The 21,820-nt window shown below is 45.9% G+C and carries 18 protein-coding genes; 10 read left to right on the top strand and 8 right to left on the bottom strand.

The genetic code is table 11. The annotated features are described in order from the left end of the window. Positions 1–39: 39 nt before the first annotated feature. From OEY58_02750 to OEY58_02785, 8 genes are all read right to left on the bottom strand, one after another. Positions 40–1,902 (bottom strand): hypothetical protein, encoded by a 1,863-nt coding sequence (locus OEY58_02750; protein ID MDH5324359.1) that lies wholly within the window; start codon positions 1,900–1,902, stop codon positions 40–42. Positions 1,903–1,917: 15 nt separating this feature from the next. Further along, positions 1,918–3,597, bottom strand: coding sequence for a thiamine pyrophosphate-binding protein (locus OEY58_02755; GenBank protein ID MDH5324360.1), 1,680 nt, complete (start codon positions 3,595–3,597; stop codon positions 1,918–1,920). A gap of 315 nt (positions 3,598–3,912) precedes the next feature. After that, positions 3,913–5,097 carry a pyridoxal phosphate-dependent aminotransferase family protein gene (locus tag OEY58_02760; GenBank protein MDH5324361.1) on the bottom strand — a complete coding sequence of 395 codons (1,185 nt, stop codon included), beginning with the start codon at positions 5,095–5,097 and terminating at the stop codon, positions 3,913–3,915. Position 5,098: 1 nt separating this feature from the next. Then, positions 5,099–5,683 carry a hypothetical protein gene (locus OEY58_02765; GenBank protein MDH5324362.1) on the bottom strand — a complete coding sequence of 195 codons (585 nt, stop codon included), beginning with the start codon at positions 5,681–5,683 and terminating at the stop codon, positions 5,099–5,101. A gap of 50 nt (positions 5,684–5,733) precedes the next feature. Beyond that, complete coding sequence (locus OEY58_02770; protein ID MDH5324363.1) at positions 5,734–7,374, bottom strand: hypothetical protein; 1,641 nt, start codon at positions 7,372–7,374, stop codon at positions 5,734–5,736. A 149-nt stretch (positions 7,375–7,523) separates the two neighbouring features. Further along, entirely contained in the window at positions 7,524–8,123 is a 600-nt protein-coding gene (locus OEY58_02775) for a hypothetical protein (GenBank protein MDH5324364.1), read from the bottom strand. Beyond that, the gene (locus OEY58_02780; GenBank protein ID MDH5324365.1) at positions 8,120–8,968 is read right to left on the bottom strand and encodes a MotA/TolQ/ExbB proton channel family protein; all 849 of its coding nucleotides are present in this window, start codon (positions 8,966–8,968) and stop codon (positions 8,120–8,122) included. The genes OEY58_02775 and OEY58_02780 overlap by 4 nt, the downstream gene beginning before the upstream one ends. A gap of 273 nt (positions 8,969–9,241) precedes the next feature. Continuing rightward, the gene (locus tag OEY58_02785) at positions 9,242–11,500 is read right to left on the bottom strand and encodes a hypothetical protein (protein MDH5324366.1); all 2,259 of its coding nucleotides are present in this window, start codon (positions 11,498–11,500) and stop codon (positions 9,242–9,244) included. Between the two features lie 732 nt (positions 11,501–12,232). Between OEY58_02785 and OEY58_02790 the strand changes: the two genes are divergently transcribed. The 10 genes from OEY58_02790 (at position 12,233) to OEY58_02835 (ending at position 21,795) form a co-directional block, all read left to right on the top strand. Beyond that, positions 12,233–15,202, top strand: a complete 2,970-nt coding sequence (locus tag OEY58_02790; GenBank protein MDH5324367.1) for a spermidine synthase — start codon at positions 12,233–12,235, stop codon at positions 15,200–15,202. A 490-nt stretch (positions 15,203–15,692) separates the two neighbouring features. Further along, entirely contained in the window at positions 15,693–17,000 is a 1,308-nt protein-coding gene (locus OEY58_02795) for a site-specific integrase (protein MDH5324368.1), read from the top strand. A 2-nt stretch (positions 17,001–17,002) separates the two neighbouring features. Continuing rightward, positions 17,003–17,746 (top strand): hypothetical protein, encoded by a 744-nt coding sequence (locus tag OEY58_02800; protein ID MDH5324369.1) that lies wholly within the window; start codon positions 17,003–17,005, stop codon positions 17,744–17,746. Positions 17,747–18,057: 311 nt separating this feature from the next. Then, on the top strand, positions 18,058–18,435 hold the full coding sequence (locus tag OEY58_02805; GenBank protein ID MDH5324370.1) for a hypothetical protein: 378 nt from the start codon (positions 18,058–18,060) through the stop codon (positions 18,433–18,435). Next, complete coding sequence (locus OEY58_02810; GenBank protein ID MDH5324371.1) at positions 18,435–19,589, top strand: AAA family ATPase; 1,155 nt, start codon at positions 18,435–18,437, stop codon at positions 19,587–19,589. Before OEY58_02805 ends, OEY58_02810 begins: the two co-directional genes overlap by 1 nt. 171 nt (positions 19,590–19,760) lie before the next feature. Next, positions 19,761–20,012: a hypothetical protein gene (locus OEY58_02815; GenBank protein MDH5324372.1), complete on the top strand. Its 252-nt coding sequence runs from the start codon at positions 19,761–19,763 to the stop codon at positions 20,010–20,012. Then, positions 20,009–20,194, top strand: a complete 186-nt coding sequence (locus OEY58_02820; protein ID MDH5324373.1) for a hypothetical protein — start codon at positions 20,009–20,011, stop codon at positions 20,192–20,194. Before OEY58_02815 ends, OEY58_02820 begins: the two co-directional genes overlap by 4 nt. A gap of 95 nt (positions 20,195–20,289) precedes the next feature. Further along, positions 20,290–20,613, top strand: a complete 324-nt coding sequence (locus OEY58_02825; protein MDH5324374.1) for a P27 family phage terminase small subunit — start codon at positions 20,290–20,292, stop codon at positions 20,611–20,613. 1 nt (position 20,614) lies between these two features. After that, positions 20,615–21,136, top strand: a complete 522-nt coding sequence (locus OEY58_02830; protein MDH5324375.1) for a hypothetical protein — start codon at positions 20,615–20,617, stop codon at positions 21,134–21,136. A 2-nt stretch (positions 21,137–21,138) separates the two neighbouring features. Further along, complete coding sequence (locus tag OEY58_02835; GenBank protein MDH5324376.1) at positions 21,139–21,795, top strand: hypothetical protein; 657 nt, start codon at positions 21,139–21,141, stop codon at positions 21,793–21,795. The last annotated feature ends 25 nt before the right edge of the window (positions 21,796–21,820 follow it).

The raw sequence follows: 21,820 nt of genomic DNA on the forward strand, positions 1-21,820 counted from the left end.
TACTGAGAATAAAAACGTTCATATGTATAAAGTTTGTTGTTAGTCGTTACTCGAAACCAGTTCGCGCCACACTGTTTTCACCCTGGGATAGCTCAGAATCGCATCTAGTATCAATGTTCGATATTCCTCTCTAATAGCGCTGTCCTGAATGCGTCGATACGTAATGGCACTTTCACCAAAATTTAATTGCATATTGTCAACAAAGCTGTTGAACGACCTTCTTGCCGCGTCAAGCTCTGGCAAAGTTTCCTGCAAAACCGGGACATTCCACCAATGCTCCGGTTTGTTAAGTTCTAGAAATAATTGCTCCAGCGATTTTGTGATATGTTCATGTTGGTCCGCATACTGTTGCAGCAACCTGTCTTCGACGCTCAAAATCGTTGTCTCGATTTCCTGTTGCTTGGGCAACACCGACGGATAACCCTTGCGGGTTAAGTCATCGATGCTAAACAACATAACGTCACCGAAGAACTGGCGTTCAAATTCCCCGGAAAGATCAATGTTCTCGTCCGTCCGAGCAATACCCGGACGATACTCAGACCGGCCTTTTTCTTCAACCGTGCGTTTATGCAGCATGGGCAAATTGGCCGTAACGAACTGATCCCCCACGTCACTGCGCAGCAACCTGCCCAACACAGGCCCTGCCATGCGTAACTTCAAATTGGCAAACGGTATGAACCAATCTAACATTTCCGGTTGTATTACATAATTACCGGTATAAACCGTCCGCGCAGGCTTCAGGCTGGCATCAATATTTTCGTAATGGAAAAACATATGCCGGGTAGGATGTTCACCATCAAAAAACCGTTGTAACTGATTTGCGAAACGGGCAAAGCAGGAACCATTATTGTGCTCCCCCGTTTGCGTACAGGCATAACGATAGCTCGTTCGCTCAGACGCATAACCAAACAATGCCGCCATATCGTGATAGGCAGCATCGTCATTGCCTATTACGTCCCGATGATGAAATAAACAAGCAGTTTCAGGATCAACCGATGCTATTTGTTCAAGAAAATCCAGGATATCATTCAGCAACTTCCCCGCCATAACAGAAGGCGACACCGGCGGATCGCCCACCACTTTACCGGTCAAAACCTTGATATCATTTTTGCTAAACAGTCTATCCAAATGATAGAAGGTATTCAAACCCATAACATCTTGCTCTTGAGCACCCTGTTTTTGGACCGTACAGTTGAGCCTGAATTCCTGATCGCTATCAATAAAGTATATCAGCGTGTTATCGGACCTGCCCACAACCCGCCTTAGATACAGATAAGCAATGTTCCGCGTGATGGAAGCCCCTTTGTGATAAAAACGGTTTTGTTGGAACTTGCCAAGCACCTCTCCTAGACCGCCGCTTTTGAGTACCTGACTAGCCAGATCGTATTGCTCATCCGCGCCAAGATATTTTGTAGTCAAACCTTTTTTCGTAAACGCCTCAGCCAGCTTATGATGCGCGCGAATATTTTCACCCGATTGGCTATCATCGGCGATAACCACCGATACTTTGTTATAGGCTTGCTGGCTTCTACCGCCATAGTTAAAGCTGCCACATAATTCCAGGAGGCTATTCAGGCAAATTTCCAGGTGCCGGGGACGATCCGCAACCGGAATCACAATAATAAAGTTGTGACGAGTATCGCTTGCAAGCCCTGCGATATGGTTTTCCATTTCCCGACAGATCGACGAATACTGCTCTTGTAACTGTTTGTCACATTCGCCACACCACAATTCCTTTTCAACCATGGGAATTACTTGCTCGTACAAGGCAAGCGACTTATCCGTGTCCGGCTCTGATTCCTGAACCAGGTCATCGAGATCAGCAGCGATGCTGCGGCAATGAATATGATACAAGCGCGATTGCAGGAAATTATTGAGCGCCTGAAACGGATCACTTTTCATTTTGTTGACGTGGTTTTAACGTTTGGAAAAATAATTTGGAAAAGCATCTTTATCAATCATGATTTCAACAAGATTAATATCTTTACTAAAGTCCAGCTCGTCGAACAAACCATCAAGGTCATCAGCGTTTTCTATACGCTTGTGCTTGATGCCGAAAGAGCGGGCCAGAAACGCATAATCAGGATTTTCAAAATCACAATTCAAATAACGCTCATTGTATTGTTGGTGCTGATTTTTGCGAATCAAACCCATAGTGGAGTTGTTGAACATGATGATATTGAGCGGAATACGATAATTCACCGCCGTCATTATTTCCATGCAGCACATTTGAAAACCGCCGTCGCCTATAACGGAAAAAGTCGGCTTTTGCTCCGCAAATTGAGCGCCAATGGCGGCCGGTATAGAATAACCCAATGAGGAAATACCCGTATTGGGATAATAGCTATTTTCCGTAGAGACATTAAAAAAATTTTGCGCAAAAATGATATTATCATCAAACAAACGAATACCGCGCGGGAAGGCTCTCTCAAGGTCATTAAAGAATCGTTTCACCAAATCAAAACGCTGATTAAACGTCTCCGCATCCTGGCCAATGTCCGTCTTCAGATTGTCCACCGCCTGCAAAATATTATCTTTATCCTTTGCAGAAAGCTTGTTGCGTTTGATGTTATTGAGAACGCCGGAAATCACCTGTTTGATATCACCCTGAATGGCAACATCCGCCTTAAAAACTTTTTCCAGCTGGGATTCATCAATATCGACCTGGGCGATTTTCTTGTCTTTTAATAATTCCTTTTGCCACAGATAGCTGGTACGTTCATTGAACCCGGCCCCCAGAACCAGCAACAAATCCGCTTCGTCACAAATGTATTGGCGGGCATTGCCGTATGAGGTTACCCCCATACTGCCCAGGGCATAAGCGGATGTTTCATTGACCGCCCCCTTACCCTTAAGGCTGGTAGTCACGGGGATGCTCATCAACTCACTGAGTTCGGTAAGCTCTTGCTGACATCCAGCTCTGACACAGCCGTAGCCGGCGATAATAATGGGATGTTCAGCCTTAACAATGAGATCCGTCAACGATTCGATGGCCTGCGAAAACTGACTGCTCTCAGGCTGCCCGGCATGGGGATTACGCTCAGTCTTGATGTCATCCAGAATACTCGCGTCCACTTGCTCTTTTTGCACGTTAAAAGGCAGACTGAGCAATACCGGCCCGGGATTGGAAGACAGTAGAATATTGGATGCGCGATTTAAAACGTTACCCAAATAGTCGGTACGCTCTATCATGCGGCTATAGCGGGTAATCCCTTTAAACAGAATATTCTGGTCAATGCTTCCGCCCTCTCCGGAGCTTTCCTGCAAACCACCGCGGCCGAATATGTGGGTGGAGGTTTCGCCGGTAATCGCCAAAACCGGCTGCTTGTCGACATAGGCATTGGCAATGCCGGTTATCAGGTTCGTTGCACCGGGCCCTGCGGTGGCAATACAAGCACCGATTTTTCCGGAATCCCGCGCATAGCCACTGGCCATAAAGGCCGCGCCCTGTTCATGCTTGGCAAGAACACTTTTAATTTGCGAGTCATAAAGACCATCATAAACCGGCAGGATATGTGCGCCAGGCATACCAAAGATGGTGTCTATGCCTAGACGCTCCATGTAATTGACAATGAGTTTACTAACGCTGATGTTCATGGCTGCAGAATTTATATTAGTAAAACAAGCCGTTTTATTTGGCTTGCCGAGTGAGTATATCCTATTTACGGAGTTTTGTTTAAATGAGAACCCGAATCCGAGAGAATCTGGATAATATATAATAAAAATAGCAAGTTAGCGCTATTTTTCCCAAGAATTCCCTGGAAATGAAAACCGGGCAAGCAGGGAGCCGAGCGCAATCAATGCTAATAATAGAAAATGCTATGTTCTAAACCCTTCTGTTAGCCCGGTTTTTTAGCCCTGGTTTTTTTAACCTTGGTTTTATTAACCTTGGTTTTATTAACCCTGGCTTTTCTATTTTTCCAGGCTGGCAAAGGCCTGCTCCAAAGCATCTACCAGTTGGTCTATTTGAGCCTCACTGTGGCGCGCGGATATATTAAACTTCAGCAAGGATGCCCCTTCCGGGGTATTGGGATAACACAAGCCGCTCACCAGGATTTTGTTCTGATACATGTGTTCAACCATTTTTTGTGCATTAAGGGTACTGCCGACATTGATTTTTACAATGGGATGTTTGGTACGCAGCAGCTTCCAGCGTTTTTTGGTGATTTGACTTCTGGCATATTTGCAAATGGCATTGAGTTTTTCGAGGATGGATTGATCCTGCTGCAGCGACTCCAACGCATACAAAACGGTGGCAGCATTGACGGGTGACAGCGGCTCAGAGATTAAATAAGGCCTTGAAGTGAGCCTCAGCCAGTTGATCAGTTCCTGTTCGCCGGCAATAAACCCACCGGCCACATTACCCAGCGCATACGCAAAGGAACCGGCCATCAACCCTGGCCGGTCTTCCAATAGCAAATGACCGAATGACCCGCTGCCGTTGCTGCCCAATAAACCCAAACCAAGACTGTCATCCACAACAGCAATGGCATCATAGTCCTTGGTGAGCTTTAAAATACTACTTAAATCTGCGCATTCGCCACTACTTGCGAAAACACCATCAGTCACTACCAGTCGGTAGCGGGCACCTTGAGAACATTTGAGGTGGTACTCCAGATGCTCATAGTCTTTGTGGCGGTACAGCACCACATTGGCAGAGGACATGCGCGCCCCATCGTACAAACCCGGGTTACACATCTCATCGAGAAACAAAGTATCGCGCTCATTGGTCAAGGTTTCAAACAAACCCAGCTTAGCCAAATAGGCGGAGCCCAGCACCATGGCGTCATCAACACCCAGAAACCGAGCCAGAGCCTGTTCCAGTTGCCGGTGTATACCCATTGTACCAACAGAACTTCGAAGAGCCGTACTGCCTGTACCATATTGCTTCAAGGCATCCTGCGCGACCTTTTTAAGTTTTTTATTGGCTTTCCAACCCAGCAAATCAGTACCGACAAAATCCAGGAAACAATCCGCCTCGCTCAAACACACTTCCATGTTTTCGGTTTGTGTAACCATGGCTTCGGTTCTGAGCAAACCGGCCGCGTCCAGGTTTTGCATTTCCTTGATTAAGGCTTTATTTATTTTTGTAGACATATTATTCCAGTTTGCTTGTACCAATAAACCACAAAGTAGCGCTCATACAGTATTGCCAGGACAAGCTTTGTGAATTGGTATAGTCCAGGCAGAAGTGGTCCAACGCTGCGGCCATGCAAGCATAATCCGATACTTTGCACTTGGCCGCAGGACTTAGTGAGAATTGAGTCACCAGTCCGGCATATTTTTGTTGCAGCCGGTTGTCCATCACAATGCGGTAATCTTCATTGGCGTTTTTCAATAAGCGATACCGCTCTGAACGACTGATAAAGGTTTTTTCACTGAGTTTATTCACAATAATAATGTCGGAATACAGCTCACAATCCACTCGTGACTCATCAACCCCCAATTCACGGCAGTTGTTTTTGGCAAACCTCAGCAAACACTCAACTTTCAGCTCGGTAACATCGGAGCGGCAGTTATTTCTTTCCACCGCATGGATATAGGCCTGGGCGTTTCTGAGGCTTTGCAATTTGGCCTTATCAAAAGCCCGTAGCACGCTTTCTATGTATGCCAGACGGTTTTGTTCCAAATAGGGTTTATCAGCGTAGGCTGTGCTGTGCCATAAGCACAGTAGCAACGACATAGTAAAGCACTGAATTAACGGCTTGTTCAAAATCCTGCTCACAATTCTTCTCACAACCGCCCGTGCCCCTGTTGGTATTGTTCACGAAAACTCTTTACATAGTTTTGCAAGTGAACATGATAAGGATAGACATCCAACAAATCTTCACGATCAAGAACCCAACTGTTGCCTAAAAAAATGTCGGCATTTTTTAATATTTCCAGTCGGGCCAACAAGTACAAGGGTTGGTTCAGCTGATCGGCATCGCGCACACCGCTCCCCGCAATATCGATATCCGAGCGGCTGATCAGTTGAGAATAGTGGAACCGGTTTTCCAAAACTTTTGTCAGCTCATTGTACATGGCAATTTGCGAATCGCCTTTTGTCTTTGGCAATGAAAAACTTCGGGTACGCACCTCAAATTCTGAACCGTGCATTTTAAATCTCTCTGTAGCGGTAGTCGCCGGGAATTCGCTGTTCTGCATAAAGCACTGAAAACTGACGATCTCATTTTTGGAACGAATTTGCTGTTTACCCCTGGCAATTTTATTTTTTATGATTTTACCCTTGGTTCTTTGCCCGGATTGCGCATCAGCACTATTTTGGGAACGATCATTACCCGGTTGCTCTTGCTCCGAAGAGCGGCTTAGTTTTTGCAGTTGCTCCTCCAGGTTGAGTATAGCGTTAGTGACGTCATGCCTTTTCAAAACCAGCCCCAGCTGCTCCATTACGTTTTCCTGTTCCAGTGTTGCCACGGGATTAGCCACCAGTTTCTGACAAGTGTCCGGAGCGGAATTCCAATGGATTTGGTATTCTTTGCAAAAACCCACGGTAATATCGCTTTTGGGATTGAACAATAACTGGCCGTACACATGCTCAAACAAACGGCTGCTATTTCTCTCATCGTCTGGTGCCAGGGCAATGGTGTTGGTTTGATTTTGAAAGCGCTTAACACAGTAGTTGGGCCTGAGAAGTTCACGAAACTTTTGCACAAACGCATTTCCCGGATAGGGCAGATTGGTCCAGATATGATGTGATGCCCTTGGAGATGCTTTTATGGCGTAGGATTGATAGTCTTTCAACTCCTCCAGTTTATCCAATTGTAATTTGAATTTTGTCTCAACTTCCCGAACCTTGTCCTCAGTAAAGTTCTCAATTTTGCTCTGCACCGAAGTGCTTAACAATCGTGTCATGTAGTGCAAATAGGGCTCGTCTTCACGTCTCTTTTCACACGCGCGCATTTTGGCCGGATCCGGTTTTTTGGGTTCACACTGCCCCAGGCTTTTCGCATAACCCAGTTTATAGGCCCTAAGGATTAACTCACAACCTTCCTTTGGCTGAACAGCTTCCAGTTTTTGCACTGTGCTGGAGCAATACTCAACCTCCGACAGACTTATTTTTGAAGGTAGCTTTTTTAGCTTTTCGAAACCCACATTATCCAGCGTTAATAGAGAAATATTGAACACGACAAGAACACAAAACAAGCGGCGCAAAACAATCGGCAATTCTGTGGCCGTGATCTCCAAACGTCGGCTTATACCAAAAGCCAGGCGCTTGTATTCATAGAGCACGTTAACCCCAAAGGCCAGTTGGTTTTTTGGCTCTAAATGAAACACGTACACGCTTTTCTCACCCAAGCGCCAGAAATTAAAAAAACCAACTCCGAAGATTATGGAAAACAAGCCGAGAAAGAACGACAAACTATCACTCAATCCTCTCAAGTAACTCCAATTTAGCACGTTCGCCTGCACCGCGAGCGCGGAACAAACCAACACAGCAAGCGTAAGGACCAAGCTGTTGGTGCCCAGCTTGAAGCAAAAAGATTTCCGCTCTGACTGAGCAGGGTTAGCGGCGCGACTTCTCATTGTGTATCGAAATCGCTGATAATTTTGTCTTCGATAGTGATGCGACGGTTTTGAGATTTGGAGGCTCTCAACATATCCCTTTGCGCCTTGGACATAGCACCTTCGAACCTGGGCACCGCCACTTGCGGCGAATTATCCGCGTGAGTACAAATCACCACATGATCCGGCAACTCCCCGCTGTATTTACTCACCTCCCGGTAAGCGGAATAGGCTCTTTGAAAACCTAACTCCAGGTTTTTCTCTTTCTCCCCATCTCCGTCGGTATGACCGTTAATCACCAGTAGACGCTTGGTCAAACCACCGGTCTGGAAATTGAGCACTTGACCGGTTTCGTCAAAGAAAATGTTTTTGAACACCTCCCGACCTTCATCAGAAAGATCATGCTTACCTGGCGGAAACAAAACATCACCCGGCAGACTGAGCATTCGGGCTGTCACATCGCCGACGGTTTCACTGATACCAATGTCCTTACCCTGATTAAGCGACCATAGTATGACGAAAAACACCATGATAATGGTCATGAGGTCCGTATAGATGATCATCCAGGGCTCTCCCCGCGTTCTTCTTCCCTTGGGGGGATCCGCATAACGTCTCATCGCACTACCTCTATTGAGTTTTTATTCTCTATGATGACTTGCAAGGCACGACACAAAGAATCGTAGTCGTAATCCAGATCAACCATTCTGCGCTCAAAGCGAGTACCAATAATTTTGTATATGGATGAAAATATGGCACCGTAGAGCGTGGTTTTCAGAGCCAGTGCCAACTGGGGTGAAAGAGATTCCACCGTCACATCAGACCCCAGGCTATCGAACATGGCAATGAGACCGATAATAGTGCCGATCAAACCGAACAAGGGCATCGTCGCTGAGACAAAATCGAAATTCGAACTGGAAGATTCGTACAGTTCGTGACATTCCACATAATAGGAATGAGCCACAAATTCAGCATATTCAAAACTTTTTCCGGCGGAGACGATCTCCTGAATATCCCGGCTTAACGAGTTGTCCGGTAACTGTATGGGGACATTGCTGTTAATAGGCCCCACGGCGATACTGCCATCCCTACCTCGTTTGATGTTCAGAAGATTTTTCAAAGCGACAATCGTTTCCTGCATCGAGGTGGCACGCGTATTCAGATGCTTGGATGAAAAAAATATAATGAAAGTGGAAAATGTCAGTATGATCAGATCCAAACCGGTCACATAGATCAACAGGCCCACGGATATGGTAAACATGGATATAAAGTAGTTTTCGGTTATAAAAAACACCGAAGCCACGAGCAACATAAACGCAAACCCTACCAGCCCCACCAAACCGGCCCCGGCGCTGGATTGCCTGACCGCTTGAGTACCTTTATTAAAAAATGGAAAATACCCTTTACTCGGCTTTTCCACCGCCACTTCGTTACTTAAATTATTGTTTAATTCGTTGTCACTCATGGTAGTTTCCGTTGTTTCTCTTGTTTATCTTTAGGAACCTCTGATTCATTCCTGGATGAGCAGAGATGGGGACAAAATTGTTAAGTGCGAGGCGAAAAGCTTCCGATCCATTCTCACGCGCCTTCACCACATCCCTGTGGGGAAAATGCAGGGAATATCGGGAATATTTCCAAATTTTTCAAAGCTCCCGCTCCATGCTCTCGCCCCTTGCCTACATCCATGTAGGCAACGAAGCAATTGACGATTTCGTACCCATATATGCCATTCGTGGAGTTAATCAGAGGTTCCTTTAATAGCTTTCGCTATTTCCTGTCGTTCCTGTTCAATTATTTGTTGGTAAATGGGGTGGTAGTTATAGGCATTGAGCAACACCACGGATACCACATAAAGCACACCCAGAGAAACAGCCCAACGCACCAATCTCTGCGCCCGTGTGTTTTCTTCCCGACTCTCTATGGCATCTTGGCAAAACCGGGACAACCAAACCAGTCTTTCCAATTCATCTGTTTGAATCACTTTCGCCTTACGTTCAGCCACTAATTTCTTTGTCTGGGTTAATATTTCATCCTGGCTTTTGAGTATGTCCGAGTCAGCCCCTTTCTTTGTCAAGGGTGCATCATTTTTTGTGACCTGGTAATACAAATGTTGCATTAAGTGATTGAGACCGAAATTCAGTACCACAAAGGCATCGGCCACTATGGCGAAATATTTGGACAAAAGAAAATTGTAGGGTTTTCGTTGTACGCCTTTTTTGTAACGAAAATAAAAATAGAGCGTTGAGAAAACATCATCGCGGCGCAACAAGCCGCCGAATTTATGCAGCAGGGTACCAAACAAGAAATCACGGTCATGCTCACTGGAATCATCCACTTCCGCTTCGATATCATAGCGGTCGTGCTTGAAAGAATTGTCAATCAACAACTGCGCGACAATTTCCATTTCATCGCGATTATCCGACATTAAAGAGGGAAATTGGTCCTTACCTGCCAACTGGGGTAACACCACCCCTTCCAACACGTTTGCGGAATTTCGTAAACCTTGTGTACGCGCCCCGGCGCCTCGCTCAAGCCTCCCCTCTATCTCCCGCTCAACCGTCCTTTCAAAGAAGTACCGCACAGACTGAAAAGCCTTTTCCCGTTTTCTATCGGCGCGCGGCGTTTGCCGTTTTCGGGTTTGTGTCTGTGGGGCCAGATTGGCAACTAACTGTAGTAAGCTTTCCTGGCGCACAATGGTACCGAAGGATTTTTTAACATAGACGGAGGTTTCCTGAGGATTAAAATCATCAATATCCCCCAGAGCAAATTTAATCAAATCCTTTTCAATGGCGATTCTCGGACGACTGAATCCACCGCCATAAAAGATCACACCCCTGTGTTGTCCTGCCAGGAAAACCACATCATCGACCAGTTTTCGACTCAGACTGACACCATTTCTTTTCAGGTGTGCGATAAAGTACTTGCGTACTTTCTCGTTCCACACATTGCTATAGTCCGGCTTCCCCTCTGCCAGCCTCACATCCAGACTCATGGAAAACACATCCAATATCAGCCCGGCCCAATAGAGAACGTATAATCCGGACAAGGGAATCAACAACAAAAGAATCACTTCCTGGTTTAAAGAAAACAGCGTACCTACCTGATAAACCCCGTAAAAAAAGCCCGCATAGAATAAAAGCAAAAAAGCGGACTTGACAAGCAGCGTGTAGAGACAAGACTGCAACACAGGCAATATGTTCTTAGGCTTAATACGCTCCAAGCCTTGCAAATGCGGCACAACAATTTTGTAATTGATAATGAAAAAATAGCCCCAAACCGCACCACCCAGCCCCGTAATAATCCAATGGTAGCCATCAGACACCTTCAATATCACATCGAAAACGGTACCGGCCGCGCTGGTCTCTAACTGGTATTGATAAGCGATCAGCGACAGACAACCAATTACAAACGGATAAAACCAACGCAACACGATGCGCGATCTTTCCGGATGTCGCAAAGGTTTGCCGACAAACGAAAGAAAATAAGGAAAAACGGAAAGTATCGCGAGGAAAATCAACAAGCGTATTCTGGTGTCATTGAATTGATGTTGTTGCTGACCAAACTCAACGGAAACCGAATCGGTTTTGTATTGGCGGTTTTCCAGAATACCGCCTTTTTCCAAAAAAGGCTTGAATGCTTCAAAAGCCCCCATTCTCAACTTAAGTAAACTGGAACCTTGACCAATAGGAATGGAACCGGTCTTCACCAGAGACTCGTTTTGAACATCGTATACTTCATAATCGATGCCGCTAACATCAACGACCGCCAGCATCAATGCATCGACCTGTTGTTTTTTGTAAAGCGCAAGAATGCAGGGCATACGGGGTTTAAAGCAGTCTTGTTCCTGCGCCAGCTTCTTAAATGGAATCACCCGCTCGTAACCGGACAAGTCTTTATAGACATTGTTTTCCAGGGCATTAACCACCCAGTCTTTTTGCCCCGCAGCCGTAAAACTGACCACAAACTTTCCAGTGACAATATCGTCCTCAGCTACCACCCTCCCGTTCAACAGGATAATTATGCAAGCAAAAGCAAGTAAGAGAAATGAACGACTCAATATAAAAACGCTTCAATCAATGTTAAGCAGAAAGACCTGGATTAACTTTGGTTAACCAGGACAAAGCGGAGAAGACTTGCAAAAGCCTTCGGCAACGGGAAAACGTTTTTAATTTATAGTATTGGATTGAAACATGTCAAATCTGAGACCATCGACCGACTTAGATACTGTATCATGTTGTTTTTATTGGTTATTAATAAGGGCGCAATAAACTTTCCACTTGGCTGGCAACGGTTCCAAACGCGTTTTCCCACCAGGAAATATTGGATTCTAATTCCTTTGCACAAAAAGGCGGGTGCTCCACGAGCCCGCCCTATCAAATCGCCGACCTTGATCGAACTTAGCACGTCATAGGCACGGCTCGCTTTTACGATTCAATTAGAAAGGAACCGGAGTGGAATCCCGTTGTAGCCGAAATTTCATCTGACGAGCATAGCGTGCATTAACGGATACCCTCACACAGAGCTTAACAGCACGCTCAATTTTCGGGCAGTAAGCAGAGAAAATCGCACCCCATACCGCTTGGGACAACAACATAGCTGAAACCTAAGCTGAGAAGGTATCCTCCGAGCCCGGTTGTCTGATCCTTCAATTTTTCCTGGCTAGCAAAGGGGCATAGTTTCTGCATACGTAAATAAATTTCCCCCAACCAAATTGCTACCGGATTTCTCAATGGACTCAAAATTTAGGATAGCTTTACTTTTGCTGTTCACTATCTCTGGCTTCAGCGGTTTAATATATGAATCTATTTGGGCACACTATTTAAAATTGCTTCTCGGGCATGCTGCCTACGCGCAAACTCTTGTTTTACTCATTTTTATGGGGGGCATGACCATTGGCGCATTTGTTGTTGCCCGGTTTACTACCAAAATACAAAATCCACTATTAATTTATGCATTAGCCGAAGGAATAATTGGGATTCTTGCCATTACCTTCCACCAGTACTTCACTGGAACTATGTCGGTTATTTTTGAAACCATTGTGCCGGTACTGGATAGCAGCGCTTCCATTACGTTAACAAAATGGACGTTGGCGGGATTATTGATCTTACCCCAATCCATCCTGCTAGGCACGACATTCCCCCTTATGAGTGCATCCATAATCAGAATATCACCTGAACAATCAGGAAAAACCTTAGGAGCCCTCTACTTCACTAACAGTATTGGGGCCGCAATGGGGGTGCTCGCAGGAGTTTTCATATTCATTCCAAGCTTGGGGCTACCGGGCGCAATATTGATCGCCGGAATCCTTAACGTACTACTGGCTTTGATCACATGGAAAATTTCAACTGTCATAGGAAATCATGGTACCGCAGCAACAATAGAAGACAAAAAGCAACATGTCGGAGAACCTTCAAACAAAATTCAAATTTTGCTCGCAGTAGCTTTATTAACGGGCACAGCTTCATTTTTCTATGAAATAGCATGGATCAGAATGTTAAGCATGGTTCTAAGCTCGACAATGCAGGCATTCGAGCTAATGCTAAGCGCTTTTATCACCGGCTTGGCATTTGGAGGCCTGTGGATCAACCGTAGAATAAAACAGATTTCTTCACCAATAAAATATGTAGCTAATGTGCAAATACTAATGGGTATTTGTGCCCTATTGACTATCCCGGCATACCACTACACCTTTGACTTTATGAGCTTCATCATGGGCGGGTTAAACAAGTCAGAAAATGGATATTTATTTTTCACCCTTGTTAGCCATAGTATAGCGCTTGCAATTATGATCCCAACCACATTCCTTGCAGGAATGACTTTACCATTAATCACATACAGTTTAATTAATACAACTGCAGGTGAGAAAAACATCGGCAAAGTTTATGCCTTCAACACATTAGGCGCAATCATAGGTATCACACTTGCGGTACATTTAGTTATGCCATATTCCGGTGTGAAATGGTTAATTGAAATGGGAGCCTTAATAGACATTTCAATTGGCACTGCAATTTTGTTTATATTTTTTGCGCAAAAGCAAAAACTGGAGAGACATCATAAAACTGCAATTGCTACTGCTTTTGGAGTTAGCATTATAGTCGCTATTTTCGCAACACCAGATTTCAAGAAAATCAACTCTGGCGTATATCGAACGGGAAAATCAAGCCAGGATGATGAGATAATTTTTCATAGAGATGGAAAAACCGCTTCAATTTCGGTTAGCAAGTCCGCGGCAGGAGATGTAATAATAAAAACAAACGGAAAAGTTGATGCAAAAATAGCCGCCTCACACACTGAGGCGTCTATGGATGAAACAACCATGGTAATAACCGCTGCAGTTCCACTGGCTCTAAATAAAGATATCAAAACGGTAGCCAATATAGGTATGGGCTCAGGCCTAACAAGTCATGTTTTATTGGGCGCAGCACAAATACAGCAAGTGGACACAATAGAAATTGAACCGGCTATCGTCGAGGGTGCACAACTATTTGGCGACACCGTTTCTAAGGTATACCATGATCCACGCAGCCATATACATTACGAAGATGCCAAAACTTTCTTTTCAAGCCGAAAGTCCAAATATGACTTAATCGTCTCAGAACCCTCTAATCCCTGGGTAAGTGGCGTCGCCAGCTTATTTACCGACGAGTTCTACACACAGATCAAAACGCATCTTTCAGATGACGGCCTATTTACTCAATGGTTACAATTATATGAAACGAACTTCAAAATATTATCATCTATCTTTGTCGCCCTTGATAATAATTTTGAAGACTACGCCGTTTTTAATACCGATGACGCAAACATCATCATTGTGGCGAGCAAAAAACCCCGCTCATGGAAAATAGATAGATGGATTTTTAAAGAACCAGGATTAGCAAACAACTTAAAACGAGTAAACATTAGCAACGAATATGATCTCGAATATCGCCGTATTGGTGATAAAAAAACACTACGAGCATTTTTTAGTTCATTTGGCGCTCCAGTGAATTCAGACTATTTTCCCTACGTCGGATTAAATGCTCCAAAAAGCCGTTACTTAACAGAGAGCACCGTAGAATTAACCTGGTTACATTTAAACCCGATTCCACTTCTTGAAATAACGCAAAAACGACCCGCAGCAAACTGGGATAAATCTACCCCAACAAACGCATTCACACGATCAGAAAAAGAATATTTTGCTCGAAATACAGCAACTGCCATTTTGGAAAAAACAGATTCGCCCCTAATGCTGCCCCCTGGAATCGAAGAAGCTATAAGAGTATTACAATTGGAATCCTCTAATTGCTCTGACTATTCCAATCGTGAATTTCTTTTGACAAACAGCGCCTACAAACTAGCAGTGACAATCAATCCTTTTACCAGCCCCAAAATTGCAGATCAGGTCTGGAAAACATTACTTAACAGCAAATGCTATAATAGATTCCCTAAAAACACGAAAAATTGGTTCAACATGTTCCATGCCGTCGGGACACGCGATTACAATTCCATTATTAACTTTTCCCAGTCAATATTGGAGACACAGAATCATTTACCGCAACAAGGTTTAGACTATGCGCTGTTAGCAGGCTTAACCGCCAGCATTGCTTTAAACGACAGAAAACAAGCGTCTAAGTTTATTGAGTTTTCGCTAAAACTTTCAAACTGGAAATCAAATCCCTCCCTGGCAGCTCGATTTCTTCTTAGCCAACTAAAGCAATAAGCAACTGCCACAACCCCTATCCCCCCCCTAGAGGAAACCGCACTTTCGGTAATTACGCGTTGTACGCGAAGCATGCTTCGCGCGAGGCGAACGCCCGGACAAGGATGTCCGGGCTGGGGCTTATTTAGTGAACTGGAGTCGCGCCATGGATGGCAGGTCGGATTTCTCTATTCGCACGGGGATAGAAAATAACTACGACCGGTGCATAAAAAGCAATCAGCCGGATTATGGACTTGCACGGATCACAATTGTTTTTCAGAAAATGGAGCTGGCGATAGGATTCGAACCTACGACCGGCTGATTACAAATCAGAGTTTTGGTAATTTCATACGATTTCAATAAGTTGCACTCTCAAGAAAATATCTTGGTAGATTATTGGTTTTCTTAATATTTTACCTTGCGAAACCTTTCATTTCCTACCATACTTCTTTCATCGCATTAAGCACACAAATGTTACCAAAAGTTACCAAATCCGGGAATCAGCCGTTTTATGGAAAATGTTACCAACAAGAGGGAACCCTACTTCCCAGAGGAATTTAAGGACGATTACAAGGAATTTGAATTCCGCGACCTAACCCTCCAAAGCAAGAAATTCAAAAGCTTCATTACCGTTTTGGAGAAGGATGTCACCTGTAAAGATACCACCGTATCCTACCTCAAGCTGAGGGTGAACCCCGGTGGTGCCATGAGCTTCAGAACCTCCTACCGGGTAAAGGTAGGCCAGTACCAGGGAACCCTGCGCCATGTCTCCCTTGGCCGCTACCCTTTGGTCTCTATTGTGGATGCCCGGGCAAAAGCCAAAGAAATCCGCGAAGCCGTAGATGCCGGCGGCGATCCGGTACGGGAGAAGAAAAAGAGCCAGGAAGCCATCGCTTTGAAGTTAGACAATCTGGACAATTCTTATGAAACCATGGTTGAGCAATTTATCACCAAGTGGTGTATCCAGAAAAAGAAAAACCGCACCTGGAAGGAAACCAAACGAATCCTACTAAGAGCCGGGAAACAGTGGCTCAAATGGCCCTTACCCGATGTGTCAGAAAACCATGTACAGGACGCCCTGGACTCTCTGATAGACGAAAATAAGCCCTACATGGCCAACCGCACATGGCAAGCCTTCAATGTGTTCTTTAAGTGGGCCAAGCGACGCAAAAAGATCACGAGCAATCCAATGGCCGACATCGAGAAGCCGTTCGACAACGAAGAGCCAACCAAGCGCCCCTGGAACAATGGCGAGATAAAGAAAATCTGGAGCTCCGCGGAATCCATTGGCGGCATGTATGGCGATTTCATCAAGCTGCTAATGATTATGGGCCAGAGAGTCATGGAAGTTGCCGCGATGGATGGTGATGAGGTGAACTTCGAAAATGCCACCTGGATACTGCCCAGGGAACGATCCAAGAACAAAAGAGACCACACCTTCCCCCTGCCCCAGTTAGCCATAGACATCCTAGCGAATCGAGAATTGGAGGAAGACAACCAACATTTTTTCCCAGGCCCAGGCAAGCTTGGCCACTTCATACCGGGGAGTAAATTGAAAAACTTGGTAGCAACAAAGTCCGGAGTTACGGACTTTACTTTCAAGCAAGCGAGGGACACGCTACGGACCGAACTGGATAAGTTGAAAATTCCAGACCATATCAAAATAGCCTGCCTGAACCACACCCCGCAAGACGTAGGATCAAAGAGCTATTCGAGCTATGACTATCTGGCAGAACAGCGGGAGGCTTTTGATGCTTGGGCGAAAGTCATTAACGATATCGTGAGCCGCCCTTCCAACGTTGTGGCGATGGAAGCTTGACCATGGAACCAATGGACCCCGAATTTAGTGCAGACACAAGAAAACGAATCACCGATAGATATTGTAAAGAACGAAGCAAAAAAAGGGACTGGGACTGGAAGGATGAGGCCGCAGTGTTTACAAAAACACTTGAAGGCTATGCCAATGCAATTCCCGAGCTTCAGCGCGTAGCCCTACCCGAACAGCAGAAGCGCAAAGAAAATTTAACCTCAATACGTGGAACGCTTACCAAATTGGCTGATAGTTTAAACCAATTGGATTCTAACGCATTGGGATGGATGACCTACTACGCATTGCAGAACCTCGAAAAGGAAATTGATGTAGAAAAGCTAATGCGTCCCTACATTAAACCATTGGACGAAATTCTTGCACACGACCGAGGGGAAGAACCCAAAGGGAAGCTAAACCATCAAACGGCCATGGAATATGCTTACTATGAGGGGCGTCCAGCATTAGTTCAATTGTTGTCCACACTAGCCACAGGAGCAGCTAAAACCGAGAAAAATTTACCGGTGGGCAATTATAATATCAACCTCAAAACCGCGCTCGCGTTGGAACGCACTTTTTGGGAACATAGACTGAATTTCACAACTTCAAATACAGGGTTTGCAGGAATCTGTCTTCAAGCCATTTTTTCACTAGGCGGCGTCGAAGTGAAAAGCGTTTCATACTGGCTGGGTCTTGCCAAAAATAACAAAGAATCAATGTTTTACTGGGCTGCCGAACAAACCGAAAAAACTTCATAAAATCTCACGAAAAATTTCGTCCCGGTTTTGCTATCCACACCACACCCTCTTTTCTAATATTTCCTCAGCTTGAATTTAATTTAACTTACTTACTTGATGAGGTGCACATATGAATTTTGGTCGCAATGTATGGCCCGGAGAAGTTGTACTGGCTTGGGAGCGGAAACAAGGTCTAGAGACTGCCGACGAACTACCTCCATTTGTTAATCAACAATTCCTAGAAAAGCGCTATAACCGGAGTTCCGTGACCATGTGGCGATGGGTGCAAAGCGGTTACTTTCCCGCACCTAAAAAGCTTGGTGTATGTAACCATGCCTAACACTGCTGCCCGGATCCACCAAGCGTGGAAAAATACCAATCGGTTGCCGCCTTATGGCAAGCACCTCGATCCGAAACGCCGCGAGATCTGGGTGTACGCCGGGACCAATGCTTGGCAAGCGGCACGAGATAACTCCACGCGCTCGCCCCTTGTACTGCCGGCCGAGGAAAATCCGAATTCTTTTTCCTGGCCTGTCCGCGGTAAGGAAGTGACGGTCGTGGTGGCCGGGGATACCGTGGAGTTGGACCTGCTCCGTCTGGCCCGCCAGTTATTGATAGACGGCGCGACGGTGGTTCGCGTCTTGGAGCCACCGCCAATCGATGACGATCACCCGACAATGAACATGGCAGTATTCCAGGATAGGCCGTAATGCTGAAATTGCGCGACTCCGATTCCCTGGAAGACATTAGCGCATCAGTTGGGGAGACTGCCCCTGAAAGAATCGCTGAACCGGCTCACATGGATTTCTTGAAACTGGCGACCACCGACCCAAAACCGCCGGCGTTTGTCCTGAAACCTTGGATACCTAAAAACGCTACAACATTGTTTCCAGGACACGGGGGCGCCGGAAAATCGATGCTGGCCTTAACCATGGCCGTTTGCATTGCTCTTAATAGGCCTTTTTTTGATATACAGGTCGAGCGAAGATTCAAGGTGGCATTTTACTCTTGCGAGGACGACGTTGAAATCATTCACTGGCGATTGGTAAAAATCTGCAAGGATCTAGGGGCGGATATACAGGATCTAGCCAACTGGCTCTTTGTGTATGACATGACATCCGTTGAAAATACCCTTTTCGTTGAAAGTTACAATCACGATGAATGCTTTACACCAAGATACGGATGGCTGGCCGAAAAAATCGAAGAAAACAGAATCGAAGTACTATTTGTAGATAATGCATCCGATGTCTTTGATGCCAATGAAATCCAGCGCAGCAAAGTCAGACGGTTTATACAATCACTAAACAACCTAATCAGGCCGAACGATGGGGCAGTAATTTTGCTCGCTCACATCGATAAAGCTGCAGCGAAATCCAAAGACAATGTAGAGAGTTATTCCGGCTCCACCGCCTGGCACAATAGTGTCCGATCCAGGCTATCGTTAACCGTTGAGAATGATTCGCTCACACTCGCTCACGCCAAATCAAATCACAGCAAAAAAGCCGATCCGATTACATTGCGGTGGACGGAACACGGCACGCTCGAACTAGCGGAACCGGTTCCGCTTCGAGACAGAATCGGCAGTAACGAACAGCAAGCTGTAGTCCGGCTAATCGCGGAATTCGAATCCAGGGGTGAATGGATAGCACCGGCTCCAAATTCGCCTATTAACGCTTACAAGATGATCCAAGCGGAACCAAACTATCCAGGACTGAAGCGTAACGAACTCTACACCCTATTACGAGAGTTAGAGCGGCGTGAACTAATTACCAGAACAGAGTTTAAGGACTCGTATCGAAACAAGAAACAAAGGTGGTCAGTTACTGAAAAGGGCCACGAATTCATAGGCGCGTTAAGTGCGTAGAGTGATTACTTTACGCATGCCAGTTTACTTTACGCAGGAGCAACCCTGCGTTGCGTTATGTAAACGGGGGGGTATGGGGGGACACTCCGCGCGCACGTACTACCCAGAATTGACTAAATCCTGGACAAAACTATTGAACCGACTAAGCCTTCACATAACGCAGGTAGCCAAGTGAAACACCCAGACCGCAAAGTCAAACGACTACTGAGCCAAGCCGCAGACCTGGACACTCAAGCCCGTGAACTGCGAATCCAGGCAGGACAGATCCTGCATAAGCACGGACCACGACGCTGGAACCAAGTGGATCAGAGAGCCTATGGCATAAGCTCGGAGCATTACGCTAATTTGTTGGTAGAGATGTATTTACGAACCCTGGCAGACAAAGCACGGCCAGCCATACCACCAAGGAAGCCGGCAGCATGATGGTCCGGCACTGCAAACAATTGGAGTCAATGCTTAAGCGGCAGCGTAAGGAGCTGGCTGAATTCCTAGATTATTCACTGAGCCTGGAACAACGCGCATTGCTACACCGTGCGATCATGTTTAACGTAAAACTAATGCGAGCAACGGAAGATGAGGCGAGAAAAGCGAAGCGTACCCCCTAGGGGGGGTTAATCCCTGGAGACTGGAGGCTACTACCGTTAGTCCCCACTTGCTTTTACTCGACCTGCCCCGGATGAAATAAAAATTTGGAGTTACTATGAGACCACCCAAACACCTACGCCCAAACACTAAAAAATGGTTCAGAAGTGTGCTCGAAGATTACATATTACAGGAGCATCACTACAAACTCTTAACATTGGCGGCAGAAGCATGGGATCGTTGCCAGGAAGCCAGAGAAGCCTTAGAAAAGCACGGATTAACGTACGAGGATCGCTTTGGCGCTCCCAAATCACGCCCTGAAGTTGCCATTGAGCGCGACTCACGTATTGCGTTTGCTCGCTTGGTCCGCGAATTGGATCTCGATTGCGGAACGCCGGCAGAGCTTGACCGGCCGCCGGCATTGCGATCAAACCGGAGGTAATATGCCAGTAAAACGACGCATTTCGAAACAAAAAAAGGGGGTTTCAGAGCTCGCCTGGGCGTTTATTAACGATGCCCCGCTCCCAAAGACCTACAACACTTTTGAATTGAGCGATTACGAACATGGCGGTACCCCCGAATTGGAAGCGCTGTGGCGCCAGCATAGCGAGACCAGTGTTAAGAACTGGGTTAAGCATTCCCCGGGAACTCGTCCCCGCTGTTGGTGGCGGTACGAGTCACCAGAACCAAGAAAACGCTTAGGTGGTATTGGGCGCCCGATGTTTTGGTGCGAGCGAAAATATCCACAAGGGTACTCGTTTGGGATACCTTGGCCGTGTTGGAGTTTCGAGCAGTTCAAACGCCTACCAGGCTATATCCCAATTGATCCGGAAAATCCGCCGGTATTCGAAAGCCAAGCGGCCTACCTTGAGCGGTTGGGTTTTCTTCTCCCTGGTGAAAAACGGCGCATCACTCAATCCATGCTCAAGCCCGTAGTTTTAAACGAAGCGTATTTCAAAGGCTAATTGTGTCCAGTTTGGTCAATATCAAAGCCGCCATAACTCGACTGGAACATGGCCAGGCGCTTACCGTAGATCAAACCGCAGCCGTGTTACCCTTACTACAAAACGCTATCGCGGCCAACGACTGCCCCGTGTATCACCTACGCTCAATCGGTAATGGTTGGCTGATTGGCATTAATGGCCAACTGAAAACACTACACACCCGCAAGAGCGGTTTTGATTACATTCACCACTTGATCAAACACGAATCAGTAACCGTGCAAGCCATAGAGCTGGTTACCAATGAAACCGGTCACTGTGAAGACTATTTGGACCAAGGTTTGTTTGATCGGGAGACTGCGCAACAAATCCAAGCTCGGTTGGAAACCATTGACGAGCAATTGAACCGTTACATGGCCGAGAGCCTACGCTACAAGCTGGAAGACGAGCGAGAACAGCTACTGTCCTACGTTAACAAAGCCACGTCAAAAAACGGAATACGACGGTTTTCACATTCCCGTGACAAAGCCCGACAAACAGTTCAGAAAAAAATAAAAGCCGCCATCGATGATATTCACTCACTAGCTCCCATAATGGCAGAGCACCTGAAGACTTGTATATCCACCGGTTACGCCATTTGCTACACCCAAAACCCCGACAGTCCAGTTCGTTGGAAAATTTAAACCCAGCCTCCTAAAACTTCACACA

It is taken from the genome of Gammaproteobacteria bacterium (assembly GCA_029882975.1).
Lineage (GTDB): Bacteria > Pseudomonadota > Gammaproteobacteria > SZUA-152 > SZUA-152 > JAJDNG01.